At 73.7% G+C, this 16,153-nt stretch carries 11 protein-coding genes; 5 read left to right on the top strand and 6 right to left on the bottom strand.

Annotated features, from left to right (window positions below; genetic code table 11):
- The first annotated feature begins 131 nt into the window (after window positions 1-131).
- A complete protein-coding gene (locus ACK8N7_RS35400) occupies window positions 132-2,552 on the top strand; it encodes an acylase (RefSeq protein ID WP_403215506.1) in 2,421 nt (806 codons plus the stop codon).
- Between the two features lie 57 nt (window positions 2,553-2,609).
- Here ACK8N7_RS35400 and ACK8N7_RS35395 read toward each other — a convergent pair whose 3' ends face one another.
- Both ACK8N7_RS35395 and ACK8N7_RS35390 read right to left on the bottom strand, forming a co-directional pair.
- Window positions 2,610-4,160: an acyl-CoA synthetase gene (locus ACK8N7_RS35395; protein ID WP_403215508.1), complete on the bottom strand. Its 1,551-nt coding sequence runs from the start codon at window positions 4,158-4,160 to the stop codon at window positions 2,610-2,612.
- Window positions 4,157-5,266, bottom strand: coding sequence for an NAD(P)H-dependent flavin oxidoreductase (locus tag ACK8N7_RS35390; protein ID WP_403215510.1), 1,110 nt, complete (start codon window positions 5,264-5,266; stop codon window positions 4,157-4,159). Before ACK8N7_RS35390 ends, ACK8N7_RS35395 begins: the two co-directional genes overlap by 4 nt.
- Window positions 5,267-5,491: 225 nt before the next feature.
- On the opposite strand from ACK8N7_RS35390, the gene ACK8N7_RS35385 reads away from it, so the two are divergent.
- Window positions 5,492-7,393, top strand: coding sequence for a serine hydrolase domain-containing protein (locus tag ACK8N7_RS35385; protein ID WP_403215512.1), 1,902 nt, complete (start codon window positions 5,492-5,494; stop codon window positions 7,391-7,393).
- A gap of 233 nt (window positions 7,394-7,626) precedes the next feature.
- Complete coding sequence (locus ACK8N7_RS35380; protein ID WP_500445173.1) at window positions 7,627-8,793, top strand: SGNH/GDSL hydrolase family protein; 1,167 nt, start codon at window positions 7,627-7,629, stop codon at window positions 8,791-8,793.
- A 3-nt stretch (window positions 8,794-8,796) separates the two neighbouring features.
- Here the strand turns inward: ACK8N7_RS35380 and ACK8N7_RS35375 are convergent, their stop codons facing one another.
- From ACK8N7_RS35375 to ACK8N7_RS35365, 3 genes are all read right to left on the bottom strand, one after another.
- Window positions 8,797-10,389, bottom strand: coding sequence for a phytoene desaturase family protein (locus ACK8N7_RS35375; RefSeq protein ID WP_500445171.1), 1,593 nt, complete (start codon window positions 10,387-10,389; stop codon window positions 8,797-8,799).
- Between the two features lie 76 nt (window positions 10,390-10,465).
- A complete protein-coding gene (locus tag ACK8N7_RS35370) occupies window positions 10,466-12,805 on the bottom strand; it encodes a serine/threonine-protein kinase (protein WP_500445170.1) in 2,340 nt (779 codons plus the stop codon).
- A 31-nt stretch (window positions 12,806-12,836) separates the two neighbouring features.
- Window positions 12,837-13,724, bottom strand: coding sequence for an oxygenase MpaB family protein (locus ACK8N7_RS35365; protein WP_500445168.1), 888 nt, complete (start codon window positions 13,722-13,724; stop codon window positions 12,837-12,839).
- 160 nt (window positions 13,725-13,884) lie between these two features.
- Here ACK8N7_RS35365 and ACK8N7_RS35360 point away from each other — a divergent pair, with 160 nt between their 5' ends.
- Complete coding sequence (locus ACK8N7_RS35360; RefSeq protein WP_500445166.1) at window positions 13,885-14,319, top strand: hypothetical protein; 435 nt, start codon at window positions 13,885-13,887, stop codon at window positions 14,317-14,319.
- A 22-nt stretch (window positions 14,320-14,341) separates the two neighbouring features.
- Here ACK8N7_RS35360 and ACK8N7_RS35355 read toward each other — a convergent pair whose 3' ends face one another.
- Complete coding sequence (locus ACK8N7_RS35355) at window positions 14,342-15,277, bottom strand: SDR family oxidoreductase (RefSeq protein ID WP_500445165.1); 936 nt, start codon at window positions 15,275-15,277, stop codon at window positions 14,342-14,344.
- Between the two features lie 119 nt (window positions 15,278-15,396).
- Here ACK8N7_RS35355 and ACK8N7_RS35350 point away from each other — a divergent pair, with 119 nt between their 5' ends.
- A complete protein-coding gene (locus tag ACK8N7_RS35350; protein WP_403215526.1) occupies window positions 15,397-16,074 on the top strand; it encodes a TetR/AcrR family transcriptional regulator in 678 nt (225 codons plus the stop codon).
- Window positions 16,075-16,153: the final 79 nt, after the last annotated feature.

The following is a 16,153-nucleotide window of genomic DNA, read 5'->3' as shown; positions in this document are numbered from 1 at the left end:
GGGAGCGCCGGGCGGCCGGATACCGACCAGACGGTTGACAGAGGGCGCGGCGCCCTGGCTGAGTGGCGCGTGGCCGCCCGGGGTGACCGGGCGAACCGTCTTGGCCATCCGCCTTGTTGGGAGGAACACCCTTGACCTTCCGTAACCGTCTCAGACTGTTCGCGGTCTCCGGTCTCGCCCTGTTGACCGTGTCGGCCTCGCTGCCGCCGGCCGCGGCTTCCGGAGCATCGGAGGCCCGGCATCCGTCGGGCGGCGGGCTGTCCGCCACCATCCGGTACACGGAGTACGGCATTCCGCACATCGTGGCGAAGGACTACGCGAACCTGGGCTTCGGCACCGGCTGGGCGCAGGCCGCCGACCAGGTGTGCACGCTGGCGGACGGGTTCGTCACGGTGCGCGGCGAGCGGTCGAAGTTCTTCGGCCCGGACGCGGCCCCGGACTTCTCCCTCTCCTCGGCGGCGAAGAACCTCTCCAGCGATCTGTACTTCCGTGGTGTCCGGGACAGCGGCACCGTGGAGAAGCTGCTGAAGGTCCCGGCTCCGGCGGGTCCGAGCCGCGACGCCGAGGAGTCGATGCGCGGGTTCGCCGCCGGGTACAACGCGTGGCTCAGGAAGAACCGCGACCGCATCACCGACCCCGCCTGCCGGGGCGCCTCCTGGGTGCGGCCGGTCACCACGCTGGACGTGGCGGTACGGGGCTTCGCCCTGGCGGTGCTCGGCGGCCAGGGGCGCGGCATCGACGGCATCACCGCCGCGCAGCCGCCGACGGTCGCACCGCCCGCCGCCGGGGTCACCCCGAAGGAAGCGGCAGCGGCCGCCCAGCGGCTCCTGTCGACTCGACACGCGGACATGGGCTCCAACGCGGTCGCCTTCCGGGGTTCCACCACGGCGAACGGTCGCGGGCTGCTCCTGGGCAACCCGCACTACCCGTGGGACGGCGGCCGCCGGTTCTGGCAGTCGCAGCAGACGATCCCCGGCGAGCTGAACGTGGCGGGCGGATCCCTGCTCGGCTCGACGACCATCTCGATCGGGCACAACGCGGACGTCGCGTGGAGCCACACGGTGGCGACCGGCGTCACACTGAATCTGCATCAGCTGACCCTGGATCCGGCCGATCCCACGGTCTATCTGGTGGACGGGAAGCCGCAGCGGATGAACCGGCGCACGGTCACCGTGCCGGTGAAGGACGCCGCCCCGGTGACCCGGACGCAGTGGTGGACCCGGTACGGCCCGGTGGTCACCTCGCTGGGTGCCGCGCTGCCACTGCCCTGGACGGCGACCACCGCGTACGCGCTGAACGACCCGAACGCGGTGAACCTGCGCAGCGCCGACACCTCGCTCGGCTTCAGCAGGGCGCGCTCCACCTCGGGGATCGAGCGGGCGCTCCACCGCTCCCAGGGCCTGCCCTGGGTGAACACGATCGCCGCCGACCGGTCGGGCAATTCCTTCTTCTCCCAGTCGCAGGTGCTGCCGAGGATCACGGACGAGCTGGCGGCACGCTGCTCGACCCCGCTGGGCCAGGCCACCTATCCGTCGGCCGGTCTCGCGGTGCTCGACGGGTCGAAGTCGGCGTGCGCCCTGGGGAGGGACCGGGACGCGGTGCAGCCCGGGATCTTCGGGCCGGGCCGGATGCCGACGCTGAAGAACACCCCGTACGTCGAGAACTCCAACGACAGCGCCTGGCTGACCAACGCCGAGCGGCCGCTGACCGGCTACGAGCGGGTCTTCGGCACAACCGCCACCCAGCGGTCGATCCGGACCCGGGGCGCGATCGAGGATGTCGCGGCGATGGCGGAGAGGGGGCGGCTGCGCGTCACGGACCTGGAGCGCCAGCAGCTCGCGAACCGGGCGCCGACCGGCGATCTGGTCGCGGCCGACGTGGCGAAGTGGTGTGCGGAGCTGCCGGGCGGGACGGCCGTGGGCAGCAGCGGTACGGCGGTCGATGTGTCGGCGGCCTGCCCGGTGCTGCGGCGGTGGGACCGGAGAGTGGACAGCGACAGCCGGGGTGCGCTGCTCTTCGACCGGTTCTGGCGCAAGGCGGTGGCCTTCCCCGCGGCGGAACGGTGGAAGGTGCCGTTCGACCCGGCCGATCCGGTACGTACCCCGCGCGGCCTCAACACCGCAGCGCCCGGTTTGGGCCAGGCCCTGGCCGACACGGTCACGGAGCTGCGGGCGGCGGGCATCGCGCTGGACGCGCCGCTGGGCAAGCACCAGTTCGTCGTACGGAACGGGAAGCGCATCCCGGTCGGCGGCGGTACGGAGTCGCTCGGTATCTGGAACAAGATCGAGCCGGTGTGGAACCCGGCGGCGGGCGGGTACGCCGAGGTGTCGGCCGGTTCCAGCTACATCCAGGCGGTCGGCTGGGACGGCAGCCGGTGCCCGGTGGCCCGGACGCTGCTCACGTACTCCCAGTCGTCGAACCCGAACTCGCCGCACCACAGCGACCAGACGCGGCTGTTCTCGGGTGAGCGCTGGGTGACGTCCCGGTTCTGCGAGAAGGACATCGCCCGTTCGCCGCACCTGCGGGTGGTGCGGGTGCAGGAGCGGCGATAGCCGACCGACGGACGGGGTCCGCGAGGGGGCAGCTCTTCTCGCGGACCCGGCCCGTTCCTACAGGGGGCGTGGGTGCCCCTCCCAGTACGGTTCGCGCAGCCGCCGCTTGTAGAGCTTCCCGTTGGGGTCGCGGGGCATCACGGCGATGAAGTCGATCGAGCGGGGGCGCTTGTAGCCGGCGAGCCGTTCCTCGCAGTGGGCGAGGATCCCGGCGGCGAGCGCGTCCCCCGCCTCGTACCCCTCGGCCGGTTCGACGACGGCCTTGACCTCCTCGCCCCGGTCGGCGTGCGGGATGCCGAAGGCGGCGGCGTCCGCGACGGCGGGGTGGGTGAGCAGGGCGGATTCGATCTCGGCGGGGTAGATGTTCACGCCACCCGCGATGATCATGTCGATCTTGCGGTCGCGGAGGAAGAGATAGCCGTCCGCGTCCAGGACTCCGAGGTCGCCGACGGTGAAGAAGTCGCCGATGCGGTTCTTGCGGGTCTTGGTCTCGTCCTTGTGGTAGCTGAAGCCACCGGTGCTCATCTTCATGTAGACCGTGCCGAGTCGGCCTGCCGCCAGCCGGTTTCCGTCGTCGTCGAAGACGGCGAGCTCGCTGATCGGCCAGGCCTTGCCGACGGTGCCGGGCTTCTTCAGCCACTCCTCGGCGGTGGCGAACGCGCCGCCGCCCTCGCTGGCCGCGTAGTACTCCTCGACGCAGCTCCCCCACCAGTCGATCATGGCGCGTTTCACATGGTCGGGGCAGGGCGCGGCCCCGTGGATGGCGTGGCGCATGGAGGAGACGTCGTAACGGGCCTTCACCTCGTCGGGCAGCGCGAGCAGCCGGTGGAACTGGGTGGGGACCATGTGCGTGTGGGTGCAGCGATGGGTGCCGATCAGCCGGAGCATCTCCTCCGGGGCCCAGCCGTCCATCAGGACGAGCGGGTGGCCGATGTGCAGAGCGGCGCTCGCGAACTGGAGCACGGCCGTGTGGTAGAGCGGTGAGCAGACCAGGTGGACGTTGTCGTCGAACGGCCGGATGCCGAAGATGCCGAGGAAGCCGCCGAGGTACGTCTCCTCCGGGAGCTTGCCGGGGAGCGGGCGGCGGATACCGCGCGGGCGGCCGGTGGTGCCCGAGGTGTAGTTCATGACCCAGCCGAGCGTGCGGTTCCCGGGCGGGGTGGCGGGGTGGCCGTCGAGCAGGTCCGCGTAGGGGCGGCAGCCGGGGACGGTGCCCACGGCGTAGCGGTGGCTCTCCGGGAGCCCTGCCTCGTCGGCGGCTGTGGTCGCGGCGGCCGCGAAACGTTCGTGGGCGATGAGGACGCGTGCGCCCGAGTCGGAGACGATCCAGGCGATCTCGGGGCCGACGAGGTGGTGGTTGACCGGTACGAGGTAGAAGCCGGCCTGGGAGGCGGCTAGATGGGCGGTGAGCAGCTCGGTGCCGTTGGGCAGGACGACGGCGAACGCGTCGCCCTCGCGCATCCCGGCCGCGCGAAGTCCGTGGACCATGCGGTTGACGTCGGCGTGCAGACGGCCCGCGCTCCACTCCTCGCCGTCGGGTGCGATGAGGACGGCGCGGTCGGGGTCGGCGGCGGCCTGGGCCCAGAAGCCGTTGGGCGGCTGGTTCACGTGGCGCTCCTTCCGGCGATGCGGTTGATGCGGGTGACGGCCCGTTCGAAGCCGCGCGTCAGGTCGTCGACGACCGCCTGCACGCTGCGTTCGCTGGTCATCCGGCCGACGATCTGCCCGACGGGGGTGCCGAGCAGCTCCCCGACCTCGTACTTCTGGATCCGGGAGACCGCCTCGGCGACCAGCAGCCCCTGGAGCGGCATGGGCAGGGTGCCGGGCCCTGCCTGGTCGTCCCAGGCGTCCGTCCATTCGGTACGGAGCTGGCGTGCGGGTTTCCCGGTGAGGGCGCGGGAGCGGACGGTGTCGCCGGAGCCGGCGGCGAGGAGTTTGCGGGTGAGGGCCTCGGAGTGGAGGTCTGCCTCCTCGGTGGTGAGCCAGAGGGAGCCGAGCCAGACGCCCTGGGCGCCGAGGGCGAGCCCGGCGGCGGCCTGTTCGCCGCTGCCGATGCCTCCGGCGGCCAGCACGGGCAGCGGGGCGACGGCTTCGACGACTTCGGGGACGAGCACCATGGAACCGATCTCACCGGTGTGGCCGCCTGCTTCGTATCCCTGGGCGACGACGACGTCGATGCCCGCCGCCGCGTGCCGGCGGGCGTGTTCGGCGCTTCCGGCGAGGGCGGCGACGAGGACCCCGTGGGCGTGGGCGCGCTCGATGACGTCGGCGGGCGGGGAGCCGAGGGCGTTGGCGAGGAGCTTGATCGGGTAGTCGAAGGCCACGTCCAGCTGGTTGCGGGCGACCTCCTCCATCCAGCCGGTGATGCGCCAGCCGGACGCCTCCCCCTCGGCGAGTTCGGGTACGCCGTGGCGGGTGAGGAGGTCCTGGACGAAGGCTCGGTGCCCGTCCGGGATCATCGCCTCGACGTCCGCCTCGGTGACCCCTTCGACCTTCTTGGCCGGCATGACGACATCGAGGCCGTAGGGCTTGCCGTCGGCGAGGCCGTCCAGCCGGTCGAGGTCGCGGGCAAGCTCCTGCGGGTCGGTGTAGCGGACCGCGCCGAGCACCCCCAGTCCACCGGCTCTGCTGATGGCGGCCGCGACGGCGGGGAACGGCGTGAAGCCGAAGATGGCGTGCTCGATGCCCAGTTCTCTGCTCAGCTCCGTCTCCATGGGCGGCAGGATGCCGCAGCCGGCCAGCCGAGGGAAGAGATTTTCTGATGCAGTGTCAGATTCTTTGCGGGCCCGGAGGCGTTCGGGACGGCGGGGGCGACAGTAACCTCGGCGGCGGCAGGAACTTTCACTGCTCGGCGATATTTCGGAAGTTACTTTCGCGCCGGGGTGCTCACGCGGGGACCGCCCCGGTGGGCCGGCTCCGGCCAAGGGAAGGAGTTGCGGATGACCCGGTACGAGGCGGAGAACGAGGACACGGCAGGGGGCGGGGCCCCGCAGGGCGACGCCACCGGGAGCGGCATCGGCCGCCGGAGGCTGGGCGGCGGGATACTGGCGCTGGGCGGCGCACTGGCCCTGGGGCCGATCCCCCTGGCCGGGGCGGCCGAGCAGGGCCCGCCGGGCAGGGGCCCGGTGACGGCGGAGACGGGAGCGAGCATGGGATCAGGGGCCCACCCGCCCACGCACCGGCCCACGCTGCGGCGCGGCAGTGCGGTGCGCGCGGGGCTGGTCCAGGGGCCGCTGGACCAGCTGGTCCGGGAGGCGGAGGGCTACCTCGCCGACACCCCCAAGCACCCCTGGTACGCGGGCGCGGTGCTGCTCGCCGGGCGGGGCGGGACGGTGGCGCTGCACCGGGCGATCGGCAAGGCGGTGCGCTACTCGGCGTACGACGAGACGACGGACACCGGGGTGGAGTTCCCGGCGGACCGGCAGATCGCGATGGCCGAGGACACCGTCTTCGACCTGGCCTCGATCTCCAAGCTGTTCACCTCGATCCTGGCGGTCCAGCAGATCGAGCGCGGCGAGCTGGAGCTGGAGGCCGCAGTGGCCTCGTACCTCCCGGACTTCGCGGGTGGCGGGAAGCAGGACATCACGGTCCGTCAGCTGCTCACGCACACCTCCGGTTTCCGGGCCTGGATCCCGCTCTACAAGGAGCCGACCCGGGAGGGGAAGCTCCGGATGCTCTGGAGCGAGATCCCGGCGTCCACCCCGGGCAGCGCCTATCTCTACTCCGACCTCAACCTGATCTCGCTGCAACTGATCCTGGAACGGATCACCGGTCGCACCTTGGATGCCCTGCTCCGGGACGAGATCACTGCTCCGCTCGGGATGCACCGCACCCGCTACAACCCGCCGGCCTCCTGGAAACCGAAGATCGCGGCCACCGAGGACGCCCGGCTGCCGTGGTCCGGACTCGAACGCGGCCTGGTCTGGGGCGAGGTGCACGACGAGAACGCCTACAGCTTCGACGGGGTGGCGGGCCACGCCGGGGTGTTCTCCTGCGCCTGGGACCTGGCGGTCCTCGCCCGGACGCTCCTCAACGGGGGCGTCTACGGCCGCTCCCGCATCCTGTCCGAAGCCTCCGTCGACCTCCTCTTCACGGACTTCAACACCGCGTTCCCGGGCGACGAGCACGGCCTCGGCTTCGAGCTCTACCAGCACTGGTACATGGGCGCGATGGCCACCCCGCGCACGGCGGGCCACACCGGGTTCACCGGGACCAGCCTGGTGCTCGACCCGTCGACCGACACCTTCCTCGTCGTGCTGGGCAACTCCGTCCATCCCGTACGGAGCTGGCGCTCGGGCAGCGCGCCCCGGGTGGCGACCGCCAACCAGCTGGCCCGGGCCGTCCCGGTCCGGCCGGAGCGGGGACGTGCCGCCTGGTTCTCCGGGATGGCGAGCGCGTCGACCGCCACCCTGGCCCTGCCCGCGCTGAGCCTGAGGTCCGCGCGCTCCCGCCTGGAGTGCGCCCTGTGGTGGGACACCGAACCCGGCTCCGACCGGCTGGTGCTGGAGGCGTCGGCGGGCCAGGAGTGGCAGCCGGTGCCGTTCACCACCGCGGGCCCCGGCTCGGGCCACCACCGCCCGGACCCGCAGTCGCACCCGGAGGGCTGGGTCTCCGGCTGGTCGGGGCGGGTGTGGCACCGGCTGGAGGCGGACCTGTCGGCCTGGCGCGGCAGGAGCGTCCAGCTGCGGTGGCGTTACACCACGGACCAGTTGTACGTGGGGCGTGGCGCGTACGTGGGCTCCCTCCGGGTGCGGGACGGCGGGACCACGGTCTTCGACTCCGCCAGGCCCCGGGACGCGGGGCGGATCGGGGCGACGGGCTGGCTCCTGTCGGCCGACTGAGCGGCAGGGCGGGCGGCGCCGCGCGTGGTGGGCCGGCTCCCGCCGGGCGGTGCCGCCACAATGGCGTCGCGCCCGGTGCGGGACGACGTCATTACCGGTTCATCCGGGGGCCGTTGGATGGCACGGGCCGCTCGCGAGCCGCTCGGCCCGCCCGTTCCCCGTGGTCGATTCCAGGAGGCACATCCCATGAGCAGCGTTCGGCGCACCGCCCCCTCCGCCCCGGCGCTCTCCCGGTGACCGGCCGCGTCCCCGTACCGGCGAGGCGAGGTCTGCTGTACGCGGCGGCGGCCGGGATCACGGCGGCCTTCACCGCCGCCCCGGACGCGTCGGCGGCCCCGCACACCGCGCCGGACCGCCCACGCCCGGCCACTCCCTGGGCCACCTCCTGGGCCACCGCGCAGACCGCGCCCACGGCGGCCGACCCGGTCGCGGCCGGCGGTCTCACCGACGGGCTCTGCACCGCGCGGCTGCGGCTCTCGGCGGGCGGGCAGGTCAGAGTGCGGTACGGGCACGCCTTCGGGACCGCGCCGGTGCTGGTGGGTCCGGTGACCGCCGACGGCCACCCGGTCACCTTCGCCGGCCGGCCGCAGGAGTGGCTGGCGGCGGGAGCCTCCCTCACCAGCGACCCGGTGGAGGGGCTGCGGGTGGAGGACGGGTCCCCGCTGACCGTCGAGACGCGGCTCCCGGGCCCCACCGGCCCGCTGTCCTTCCACCGCAACACCCATGCCTGGCACACGGTCGACGGGGTCCGGACCCGGTCCGTCCTCCTCCTCACCGGGGTCGAGACGACCGGGGCGCGCGGCCCGGTCCTCGCCGTGCTGGGCGACTCCATCGCCGAGGGCACCGGGACGCCCGACGACGCGGACCTCCGCTGGCCCGACCAGCTGGCCCGCTGGCTGCCCGGGGCCGCCGTCGCCAACCTCGGCATCAGCGGCAACCGGCTGCTGCTCGGCAGCGACCGCAACGGGCCGGGCGCCCAAGCCCGCTTCGACCGGGACGTGCTGTCGCTGCCGGGGCTGCGGACGGTCCTGGTGCATCTGGGCGTCAACGACCTGCACCAGGTGCCGGTCGAGCGCGACCCGTCGCGGATGGTGGCCGCGTACCGCCAACTCGCCCTGCGCGCCCGGTCCGCCGGTCTGCGGGTGGTGGGCGCCACCATCGCGCCCTTCGAGGGGTGGACGCGCTGGACACCGGAGCAGGACGCGGTACGCCGGCAGGTCAACGAGACCGTGCGCACCGGGCGGATCTTCGATGCCGTCGCCGACTTCGACGCGGCGCTGCGCGACCCGGACCGTCCCTCCCGGCTGCTGCCCGCGTTCGACAGCGGCGACGGACTGCACCCGGGGCCCGCGGGCCACACGGCCATCGCCGCCGCCGTCGAACGCCGGGACCTGCGGTAATGGCTAACCCAGGGCCGCCATAGCCGCGTTGTGGCCGGGCACCCCGCTGACCCCGCCGCCGCGTACCGCGCCCGCCCCGCAGAGCAGGACGTTGGCGTGGGCGGTCTCCACGCCCCACCGCCCGGTCGTCTCGCCCTCGTACGGGAAGGAGAGGTCGCGGTGGAAGATGTGGCCGCCGGGCAGGCGCAGATCGCGTTCGAGGTCGAGCGGGGTCTTGGCCTCGATACAGGGTTCGCCGTTCTCGTCGAGGGCCAGGCAGTCGGTGACCGGCTCCTCCAGGTGGGCGTCGAGTTCGGCGAGGGTGGCCTTGAGCAGGGCGGCGCGGGCGCCGTCGTTGTCGGCGGCGAAGAGCCGGGCCGGGGTGTGCAGGCCGAAGAGGGTCAGGGTCTGGTAGCCGCGCGCGGCCAGGTCCGGGCCGAGGATCGAGGGGTCGGTCAGCGAGTGGCAGTAGATCTCGGACGGCGGGGCGGCGGGGAGCCGTCCGGCCGCCGCGTCCCGGTAGGCGTCGGCCAGCTGCCCGTACCCCTCGGCGATGTGGAACGTACCGGCGAACGCCTGCCGGGGGTCGATGGACCGGTCCCGGAGGCGAGGGAGCCGCGTGAGCAGCATGTTCACCTTGAGCTGGGCGCCCTCGGCGGGCGGCGGCGGGGTGTCCCCGAGAAGGGCGGCGAGCGCCTGCGGGGAGGCGTTGACGAGCACGCGGCGGGCGGCCACGACATGTTCGCCGTCCGGTGTGCGCACGGTGACCTCGGCGTGGGTGCCGTCGGTCTCGATACGGGTCGCCTCGTGCCGTACGCGGATCTCGGCGCCCGCCGACCGGGCGGCCTGGGCGAGGGCGTCGGTGAGGGCGCCCATGCCGCCGACGGGGACGTCCCAGTCGCCGGTTCCGCCGCCGATCACGTGGTAGAGGAAGCACCGGTTCTGTAGCAGCGAGGCGTCGTGGGCGTCGGCGAAGGTGCCGATCAGGGCGTCGGTCAGCACCACGCCACGTACCAGGTCGTCGGTGAAGTTCCGCTCGACGGCGACCCCGATGGGCTCCTCGAACAGGGTCCGCCAGGCGTCCGCGTCGTCGATCCGGGCCCGTAGCGCGTCCCGGGCGGGCAGCGGCTCGGTCAGGGTCGGGAAGACCCGTTCGGCGACGCGCTGCGTCATGGCGTAGAAGCGCTGCCAGGCCGCGTACTCCCGCTCTCCGCCGGTCAGCGCGGCGAACGACTCCCGGGTCCGGTCGCCGCCGACGAGCAGCCCGGTGGGGCGTCCCTCGCGGACGACCGGGGTGTAGGAGGAGACGATCCGCTTGCGGACGGCGAAGTCCAGGCCGAGATCGCGGACGATCTTCTGCGGCAGCAGGGAGACCAGATAGGAGTAGCGCGAGAGGCGGGCGTCGACTCCGGCGAAGGGCCTGGTCGAGACGGCCGCTCCCCCGGTGGTGTCCAGGCGTTCCAGGACGAGGACGGACTGTCCGGCGCGGGCGAGATAGGCGGCGGCGACCAGACCGTTGTGGCCGCCGCCCACGATCACGGCGTCGTAGCGGCCCCGGGTGGGGGCGTGCGGCTGGTGGGCGGGCGACTGGGGTGCGGACGGCTCGGGTGCGGGCATGCACCTTCGTAACATGCGGGGCCGCGTCCCGGCCAGAGGTAGCCCCCGGGCCCGTAACCGCAGGCCGGGACCGTGGTCAGTGCGGCGGCAGCGCGTTCTGGGCGCGGTGGGCGGCGAGGGTGCGGTACAGCTCGGCGGCCTCCTCGGTGCGGCCGAGCCGGTCCAGGCAGTGCGCCTCGTCGTGGCGGGCGGCCAGGGTCTCCGGGTGGTCGGGGCCCAGCACCCGGTCGCGTGCCTCGGCGACCTGCCGGTAGGCGGTGAGGGCGTCGGTCCAGCCGCCGAGCCAGCCGAGGGCGACGGCGACCTCGCGGCGGCTGATCACGGTGTCCGGGTGGTCGGGGCCGAGGGTGCCCTCCCGGATCGCGCAGACCTCGCGCGCCTCGGTGAGCGCCTCCTCCCAGTGGCCCATCCGCCCCAGGTTGACGCCCAGGCCGTGGCGGGCGCGCAAGGTCTCGGCGTCGGACGGGCCGCCCACCCGCGTACGGTCGGCGACCAGGCCCCGGTACAGCTCCAGGGCCTCCGCGCTGCGGCCGAGCCGGCCGAGGCTGATGCCGGCCTCGTAGCGGGCGGCGAGGGTGTCGGGGTGGTCGGCGCCGAGGGTGGCGGCGCGGGCCCGGGCGACGTCCTGGTAGGTCTCCAGGGCTTCCGCCCAGCGCCCCAGCCGGCCCAGGGTGTAGGCGACTTCGTACCGGGTGGCGAGCGTGTCGGGGTGGGTCGCGCCGAGCAGCCGGGCCCGGTCGTCGGCGACCTGGCGGGCCAGCTGCCACGATTCCTCGGGCCGCCCGAGCCGGCTGAGGTTGAACGCGAGGTTGTGGCGGCAGCGCAGGGTGTCCGGGTGGTCGGGGCCCATGGAGCGTTCCCGGGCGGCGAGGACCGCCGCGTACACCTGGTGCGCCTCGAAGTGGCGGCCTAGCTGCCCGAGGACGTAGGCGGTCTCCTGCCGGGCGGCGAGTGTCTGCGGGTGGTCGGGGCCCAGGGTGCGTTCACGGCCCGCGGCGACCTGGCCGAATTCGCGCAGCGCGTCGGCGGCCCGGCCGGTGCGGCTGAGGGTGAAGCCGACCTCGTAGCGGCTGGCGAGGGTGTCGGGGTGATCGGCGCCGAGGACGCTCTCGCGCCGGGCGGCGACCGCGCGGTGCACGTCGCCCGCCTCCTCCCAGCGGCCCAGCCGCCCCAGGTCGATGCCCGAACTGTGGCGCCCGGCCAGCTCGGCGAGGAGGCCGGGCGTGGCGGCGGGCCGGGCGTGCGGGACGCCGGTGGAGCCGTCGGCGCCGGGCGGCGCGGCGGTTGCGGTGCTCGTCGCGGTGGTCCACCGGCCGGTCAGTCCGGCGGCGGGGTCGGGGAGGTGGATCCCCCGGTTCAGGGAGCCGGTCGCCTTGTGCCCGGTGGACATGTTCCCTGCCCAGGAGGGCAGTTCGGGGTCCGGGCGTTCAAGGTCCGGGCGGTCGGGCTCCCGGCGTTCAGGGTCCCTGTGTTCAAGGTCCGGGCGGAGAGCGGCAGGTGGAGGGGGAAGGTACCCGCCGGTCAGGGCCGCCGACGGGTACGCGAGGCCGGTCACCGGCTGCTCGCCGGTGCGGCCGAGCACGATGCGGCGGCGCAGATCGCCCGCGTCGGCGGGCCGCGCGTCGGGGGCCTTGGCCAGCAGGTCCAGGACGACCCGGTCGAGGAAGCCGGGGAGTTCGGCACGGTGGGTGCGCAGCGGTTCGGGCTGGGTGTCGCGGTGTCCCACGAGTACGGCCCAGGCGTCGTCCAGGTCGAACGGCGGTACGCCGGTGGCGATCTCGTACAGCACACAGCCCAGCGAGTAGAGGTCGCTGCGGTGGTCGACCTCCTTCCCGCCGATCTGCTCGGGCGACATGTAGTGCGGGGTGCCCATGGCGATGCCGGTGGTGGTGAGGCGGGAGGTGACGCCGATGTCATGGCCGAGGCGCGCTATGCCGAAGTCGCAGATCTTCACCGTGCCGTCGGTGAGCCGCATGATGTTGGCGGGCTTCAGATCCCGGTGGACGATTCCCTGCCGATGGGTGTAGCCGAGCGCATCGGCGACCTGTTCGGCGATGTCGACGACCTGCTCGACGGGGAGCGGACGCTGCTGGTTCCCCTCCAGGAGCTGGCTGAGGTTGTGCCCGTCCAGCAGCTCCATGACGAGGTAGAGGACGCCTTCGTGTTCTCCGAAGTCGTGGACGACGGTGATGCCCCGGTGCTGGAGCGAGGCGGCGACCCGGGCCTCGCGGCGGAAGCGTTCGCGCAGGACGCGGGTGAACGCCTGGTCGTGCTGGGGGCCCATGGGTTTGAGGCATTTGACGGCGACCAGGCGGCCCAGCGACTCGTCGCGGGCCCGCCACACCTCGCCCATGCCGCCGCGCCCGATCAGATCGAGCAGCCGGTACCGGCTCTGGATCAGCCTGGTGTCCGCCATCTGCCGCTTCCCGCCCCCGTCGTCCCCGCTGCTACCGCTGCGCCCTCCCCGGCCCGTCCAGTATGGCGGCCTCCCGGCGGAGCCGGTACGCGGCGGGGCGGCTGCCGGGGCCGAGGCGTGCCATGGCCTTGAGAATGTGCCCGGGTGGCAGCTGCCAGCGCAGCCGGTCCGGGATCGCGCGCAGTACGGCCCCGGTGGCGCGCAGCCGCCGGTCGACGGTGGCCGGAGGCGGAGCGGGTCTGCCGTACAACGCGTGGGCGTACGGGGGCAGTGACTGGTAGGCGAGTGCTGCCACGCGCCGCCAGACGAGGGCGCGCGCCGGGCGGAGCAGGGGGTGGACGGGCGGGTTCCGGAGGAAGTCGTCGACGTCGGCCGCCTCGGGTCCCAGGGCGAGTTCGGGGCGCACCCGCTCGAAGTAGGCGGCGAGCGCGGCGGCCGTGGCGGGTACCTGCGCCGGGTCGAGGCCGACGAGGCGGGCTCCGGCGCGGTGTTCGTCGACGTACCGGTCGGCCTGGGCGTCGGTGAGGGGGAAACCGGAGCGGCGCTGGACCTGGAGGTAGGAGTCGACCTCGGCGCAGTGCACCCAGAGGAGGAGCTCCGGTTCGTCGATGCCGTACGTCTCCCCGGTCGCCGGGTCGGTGGCCTTGAGGGTGCGGTGGATCTTCCGGACCCGGGCGCCCGCCTGTTCGGCGGCGGCGGTGGTGCCGTAGGTGACGGTGCCGACGAAGGAGGCGGTGCGCAGGAGCCGGCCCCAGGCGTCGCGGCGGAAGTCGGAGTTCTGCGTCACGCCGCGCACGGCGCGCGGGTGCAGGGCCTGGAGGTAGAGCGCCCGGACGCCCGCGATCCACATCATCGGGTCGCCGTGCATCTGCCAGGTGACCGATCGGGGGCCGAAGAGGCCGGGGTCGGCGTCGTTCATCCGCGTGTACCTCCGGCTCGGCGGTGTACTCGGGGCGGTGCACTCGGGCGGTGCCCGTTCGCGTAACAAGATCAGGAACAATGGTACGGCGCGGGGCTCCTGCGGGGCAGGGGCGCGGGCGGGACAGCGGGTCGGGTGACGAGCGACAAGTGGGGGGATCATGCCCGGATGGGGACTGCTCGTGGAGCAGAACCTCGGGTTCGGCGGGCAGCGCCGGGTCTGGTCGGCCGGTGTCATGGACCATGTGGACGGCACACGCGAGGAGGCGCTGGAGGTCCAGCGGCAGCGGGCCGAGGCGTACCGGCCGGTCCATCCGACCGGTCCGGAGCGCCGGAGGCTCTACCGGGAGAGGGACGGGTTCGTGCTGGTCCTGGACGGGACCTGGCAGAGCTTCCACTGCCGGTTCACGGTGATCGAGCAGCTCTACGACAGTGCCGCGCCGGAGCCCGAGCCGCCGGCCCTCCCGGAACCGGAACCGGTGCGGCCGCCTCCGCCGGTGCGGCGCCGCCCGGTGGTGCTGCCGGAGCCGCCGCGGGCGTGGGACGCGGAGGTTCCCGAGGTCCCGTCGTGGCTCGACCGCGACCGGCCGTCCTGAGCGGGGCCGGCGGGGCCGGTGATCAGGACACCTCGGCGGGCAGCGAGACCCCCGTCAGCTGTTCGGCGGTGGCCCAGAGGCGGGCGTTGGCGGCGGGGTCGAGGGCCCGGCGGGTGATGCGCGCCGGGGCGGTCGGGCCGACGAGTCCGAAGCGGCCGCCGGGGCCGCCGGGGCCGTAGTAACCGCCGGGTACGGCCCCGGGGTCGGCCGCCGCGTACAGCAGCGGTTCCGCGCCCTGCTCGGGGAGCTGGGAGGGCAGCACGGTCAACGAGTTGAGCAGGGAGCGCTTGGGCTTGTCCCGCCCCAGGCTCGCGCCCGCCGTCTGCAGGTTGGTGCGGGTGTAGCCGGGGTGGGCGCCGGTGCTCAGCAGGTTCCAGCCGCGCTCGGCGGCGATGCCGGCCAGCTGCCGGGTCAGCACGAGGTCGGCGAGCTTGGACTGCGCGTAGCTCAGGTTGGGGCTGTAGCGGCGCCGCTCCCACTGGAGGTCGTCGAAGTGGATCCGGCCGTAGTTGGCGGTTCCGCTGCTCATCGTGGCGACCCGGGGTGCGGGGGCGGCCAGGAGCAGCGGGAGCAGGCGGACGGTGAGGGCGAACGGCCCGAGGAAGTTGCTGCCGAACTGGAGCTCGAAGCCGTCGGTGGTGGTCATCCGGGTGGGCGGGGCCATCACGCCCGCGTTGTTGAGCAGCAGGTCGAGCGGGGTGCCGTCGGCGATGAGCCCGTCCGCGAACGTCTCGACGGATGCCAGGTCCGCGAGGTCGATGCGGCGGACCTGGATCCGGGCGCCGGGGTGCTCGGCCAGGATCTCGGTGCGGGCCCGCTCGCCCTTGGCGGGGGTGCGGACGGCCAGGACGACCTGGGCGCCGGCCCCGGCGAGGCGGCGGGCCGCCTCCTTGCCGGTGCCGCTGTTGGCGCCGGTGACGACGACGAGTTTCCCGGTCTGGTCGGGCACGGCGTACATGGCGGGCTCCTTCGGTTGCAGGCCGGACCCCTCGTAAAGGACCGGCGGTCTGTTGCTCCTCCGAAGCTAGCAGACCGCCGGTCCGATAACAACAGACCGAGGGTCTGTAGGGTGGTGTCATGACAGAGACGCCTTTCCTGCGCGCCCGCAGCGAGGAGCAGCGCGCCGTACGCCGGCAGGCGATCCTCGACACCGCGGCGGCGATGCTCACCGAGCTGCCCGTGGCGCAGGTGAGCCTGAACGAACTGAGCCGCCGCGTGGGGCTGGCGAAGTCGAACGTGCTGCGCTACTTCGAATCGCGCGAGGCCGTCCTGCTGGAGCTGCTGGGCAGTGCGCAGCGCGACTGGCTGGCGGGCCTGGCGGAGGAGTTCGCGGCGGCGGTGGACGACGGGGCACCGGTCGCCGAACGGGCCGACCGGGTCGCCGCCGTCCTGGCCGACTCGCTCGCCGCCCGGCCGGTGCTCTGCGACCTGATCAGCGCCCAGGCCGCGGTGCTGGAGCGGAACGTGTCGGCGGAGGTGGCGGCCGAGTACAAGCGCGCGGCCATCGCGAACGTGATGGAGCTGGGGCGGCTCATCGGGGAGCGCGTACCCGAGCTGGACGCCCACCGGGCGGGTCGCGTCGCGGCGGGAACGCTGCTGGTGACGGGGGCGATCTGGACGCATGCGCAGCCGTCGGCGGCGATGCTGGCCGCCTATGAGGCCGACCCGCAACTGGCGGCCCTGCGGCTGGACTTCACCGCCACCCTGCGCGAGATGCTGCAGGTGCTGCTGGCGGGGGTGCTGGCGCGGGGGTGATCCGGGCTGCCGGGGGCTCGGTCCACGACGCACCGGGGCCGGGGGAAGACCTCTCCCCCGGCCCCGTACGCTGTTCCCC

Source organism: Streptomyces griseobrunneus (assembly GCF_046713465.1).
Classification (GTDB): Bacteria; Actinomycetota; Actinomycetes; order Streptomycetales; family Streptomycetaceae; genus Streptomyces; species Streptomyces microflavus.
This window is presented reverse-complemented; position numbering and strand designations above follow the sequence as displayed.

Coding starts and splice junctions, on each gene's coding strand:
- ACK8N7_RS35350 (WP_403215526.1), top strand. CDS start 15,397: ATGACAGAGACGCCTTTCCTGCGCGCCCGCAGCGAGGAGCAGCGCGCC.
- ACK8N7_RS35385 (WP_403215512.1), top strand. CDS start 5,492: ATGACCCGGTACGAGGCGGAGAACGAGGACACGGCAGGGGGCGGGGCC.
- ACK8N7_RS35375 (WP_500445171.1), bottom strand. CDS start 10,389: ATGCCCGCACCCGAGCCGTCCGCACCCCAGTCGCCCGCCCACCAGCCG.
- ACK8N7_RS35360 (WP_500445166.1), top strand. CDS start 13,885: ATGCCCGGATGGGGACTGCTCGTGGAGCAGAACCTCGGGTTCGGCGGG.
- ACK8N7_RS35365 (WP_500445168.1), bottom strand. CDS start 13,724: ATGAACGACGCCGACCCCGGCCTCTTCGGCCCCCGATCGGTCACCTGG.
- ACK8N7_RS35355 (WP_500445165.1), bottom strand. CDS start 15,277: ATGTACGCCGTGCCCGACCAGACCGGGAAACTCGTCGTCGTCACCGGC.
- ACK8N7_RS35370 (WP_500445170.1), bottom strand. CDS start 12,805: ATGGCGGACACCAGGCTGATCCAGAGCCGGTACCGGCTGCTCGATCTG.
- ACK8N7_RS35390 (WP_403215510.1), bottom strand. CDS start 5,266: ATGGAGACGGAGCTGAGCAGAGAACTGGGCATCGAGCACGCCATCTTC.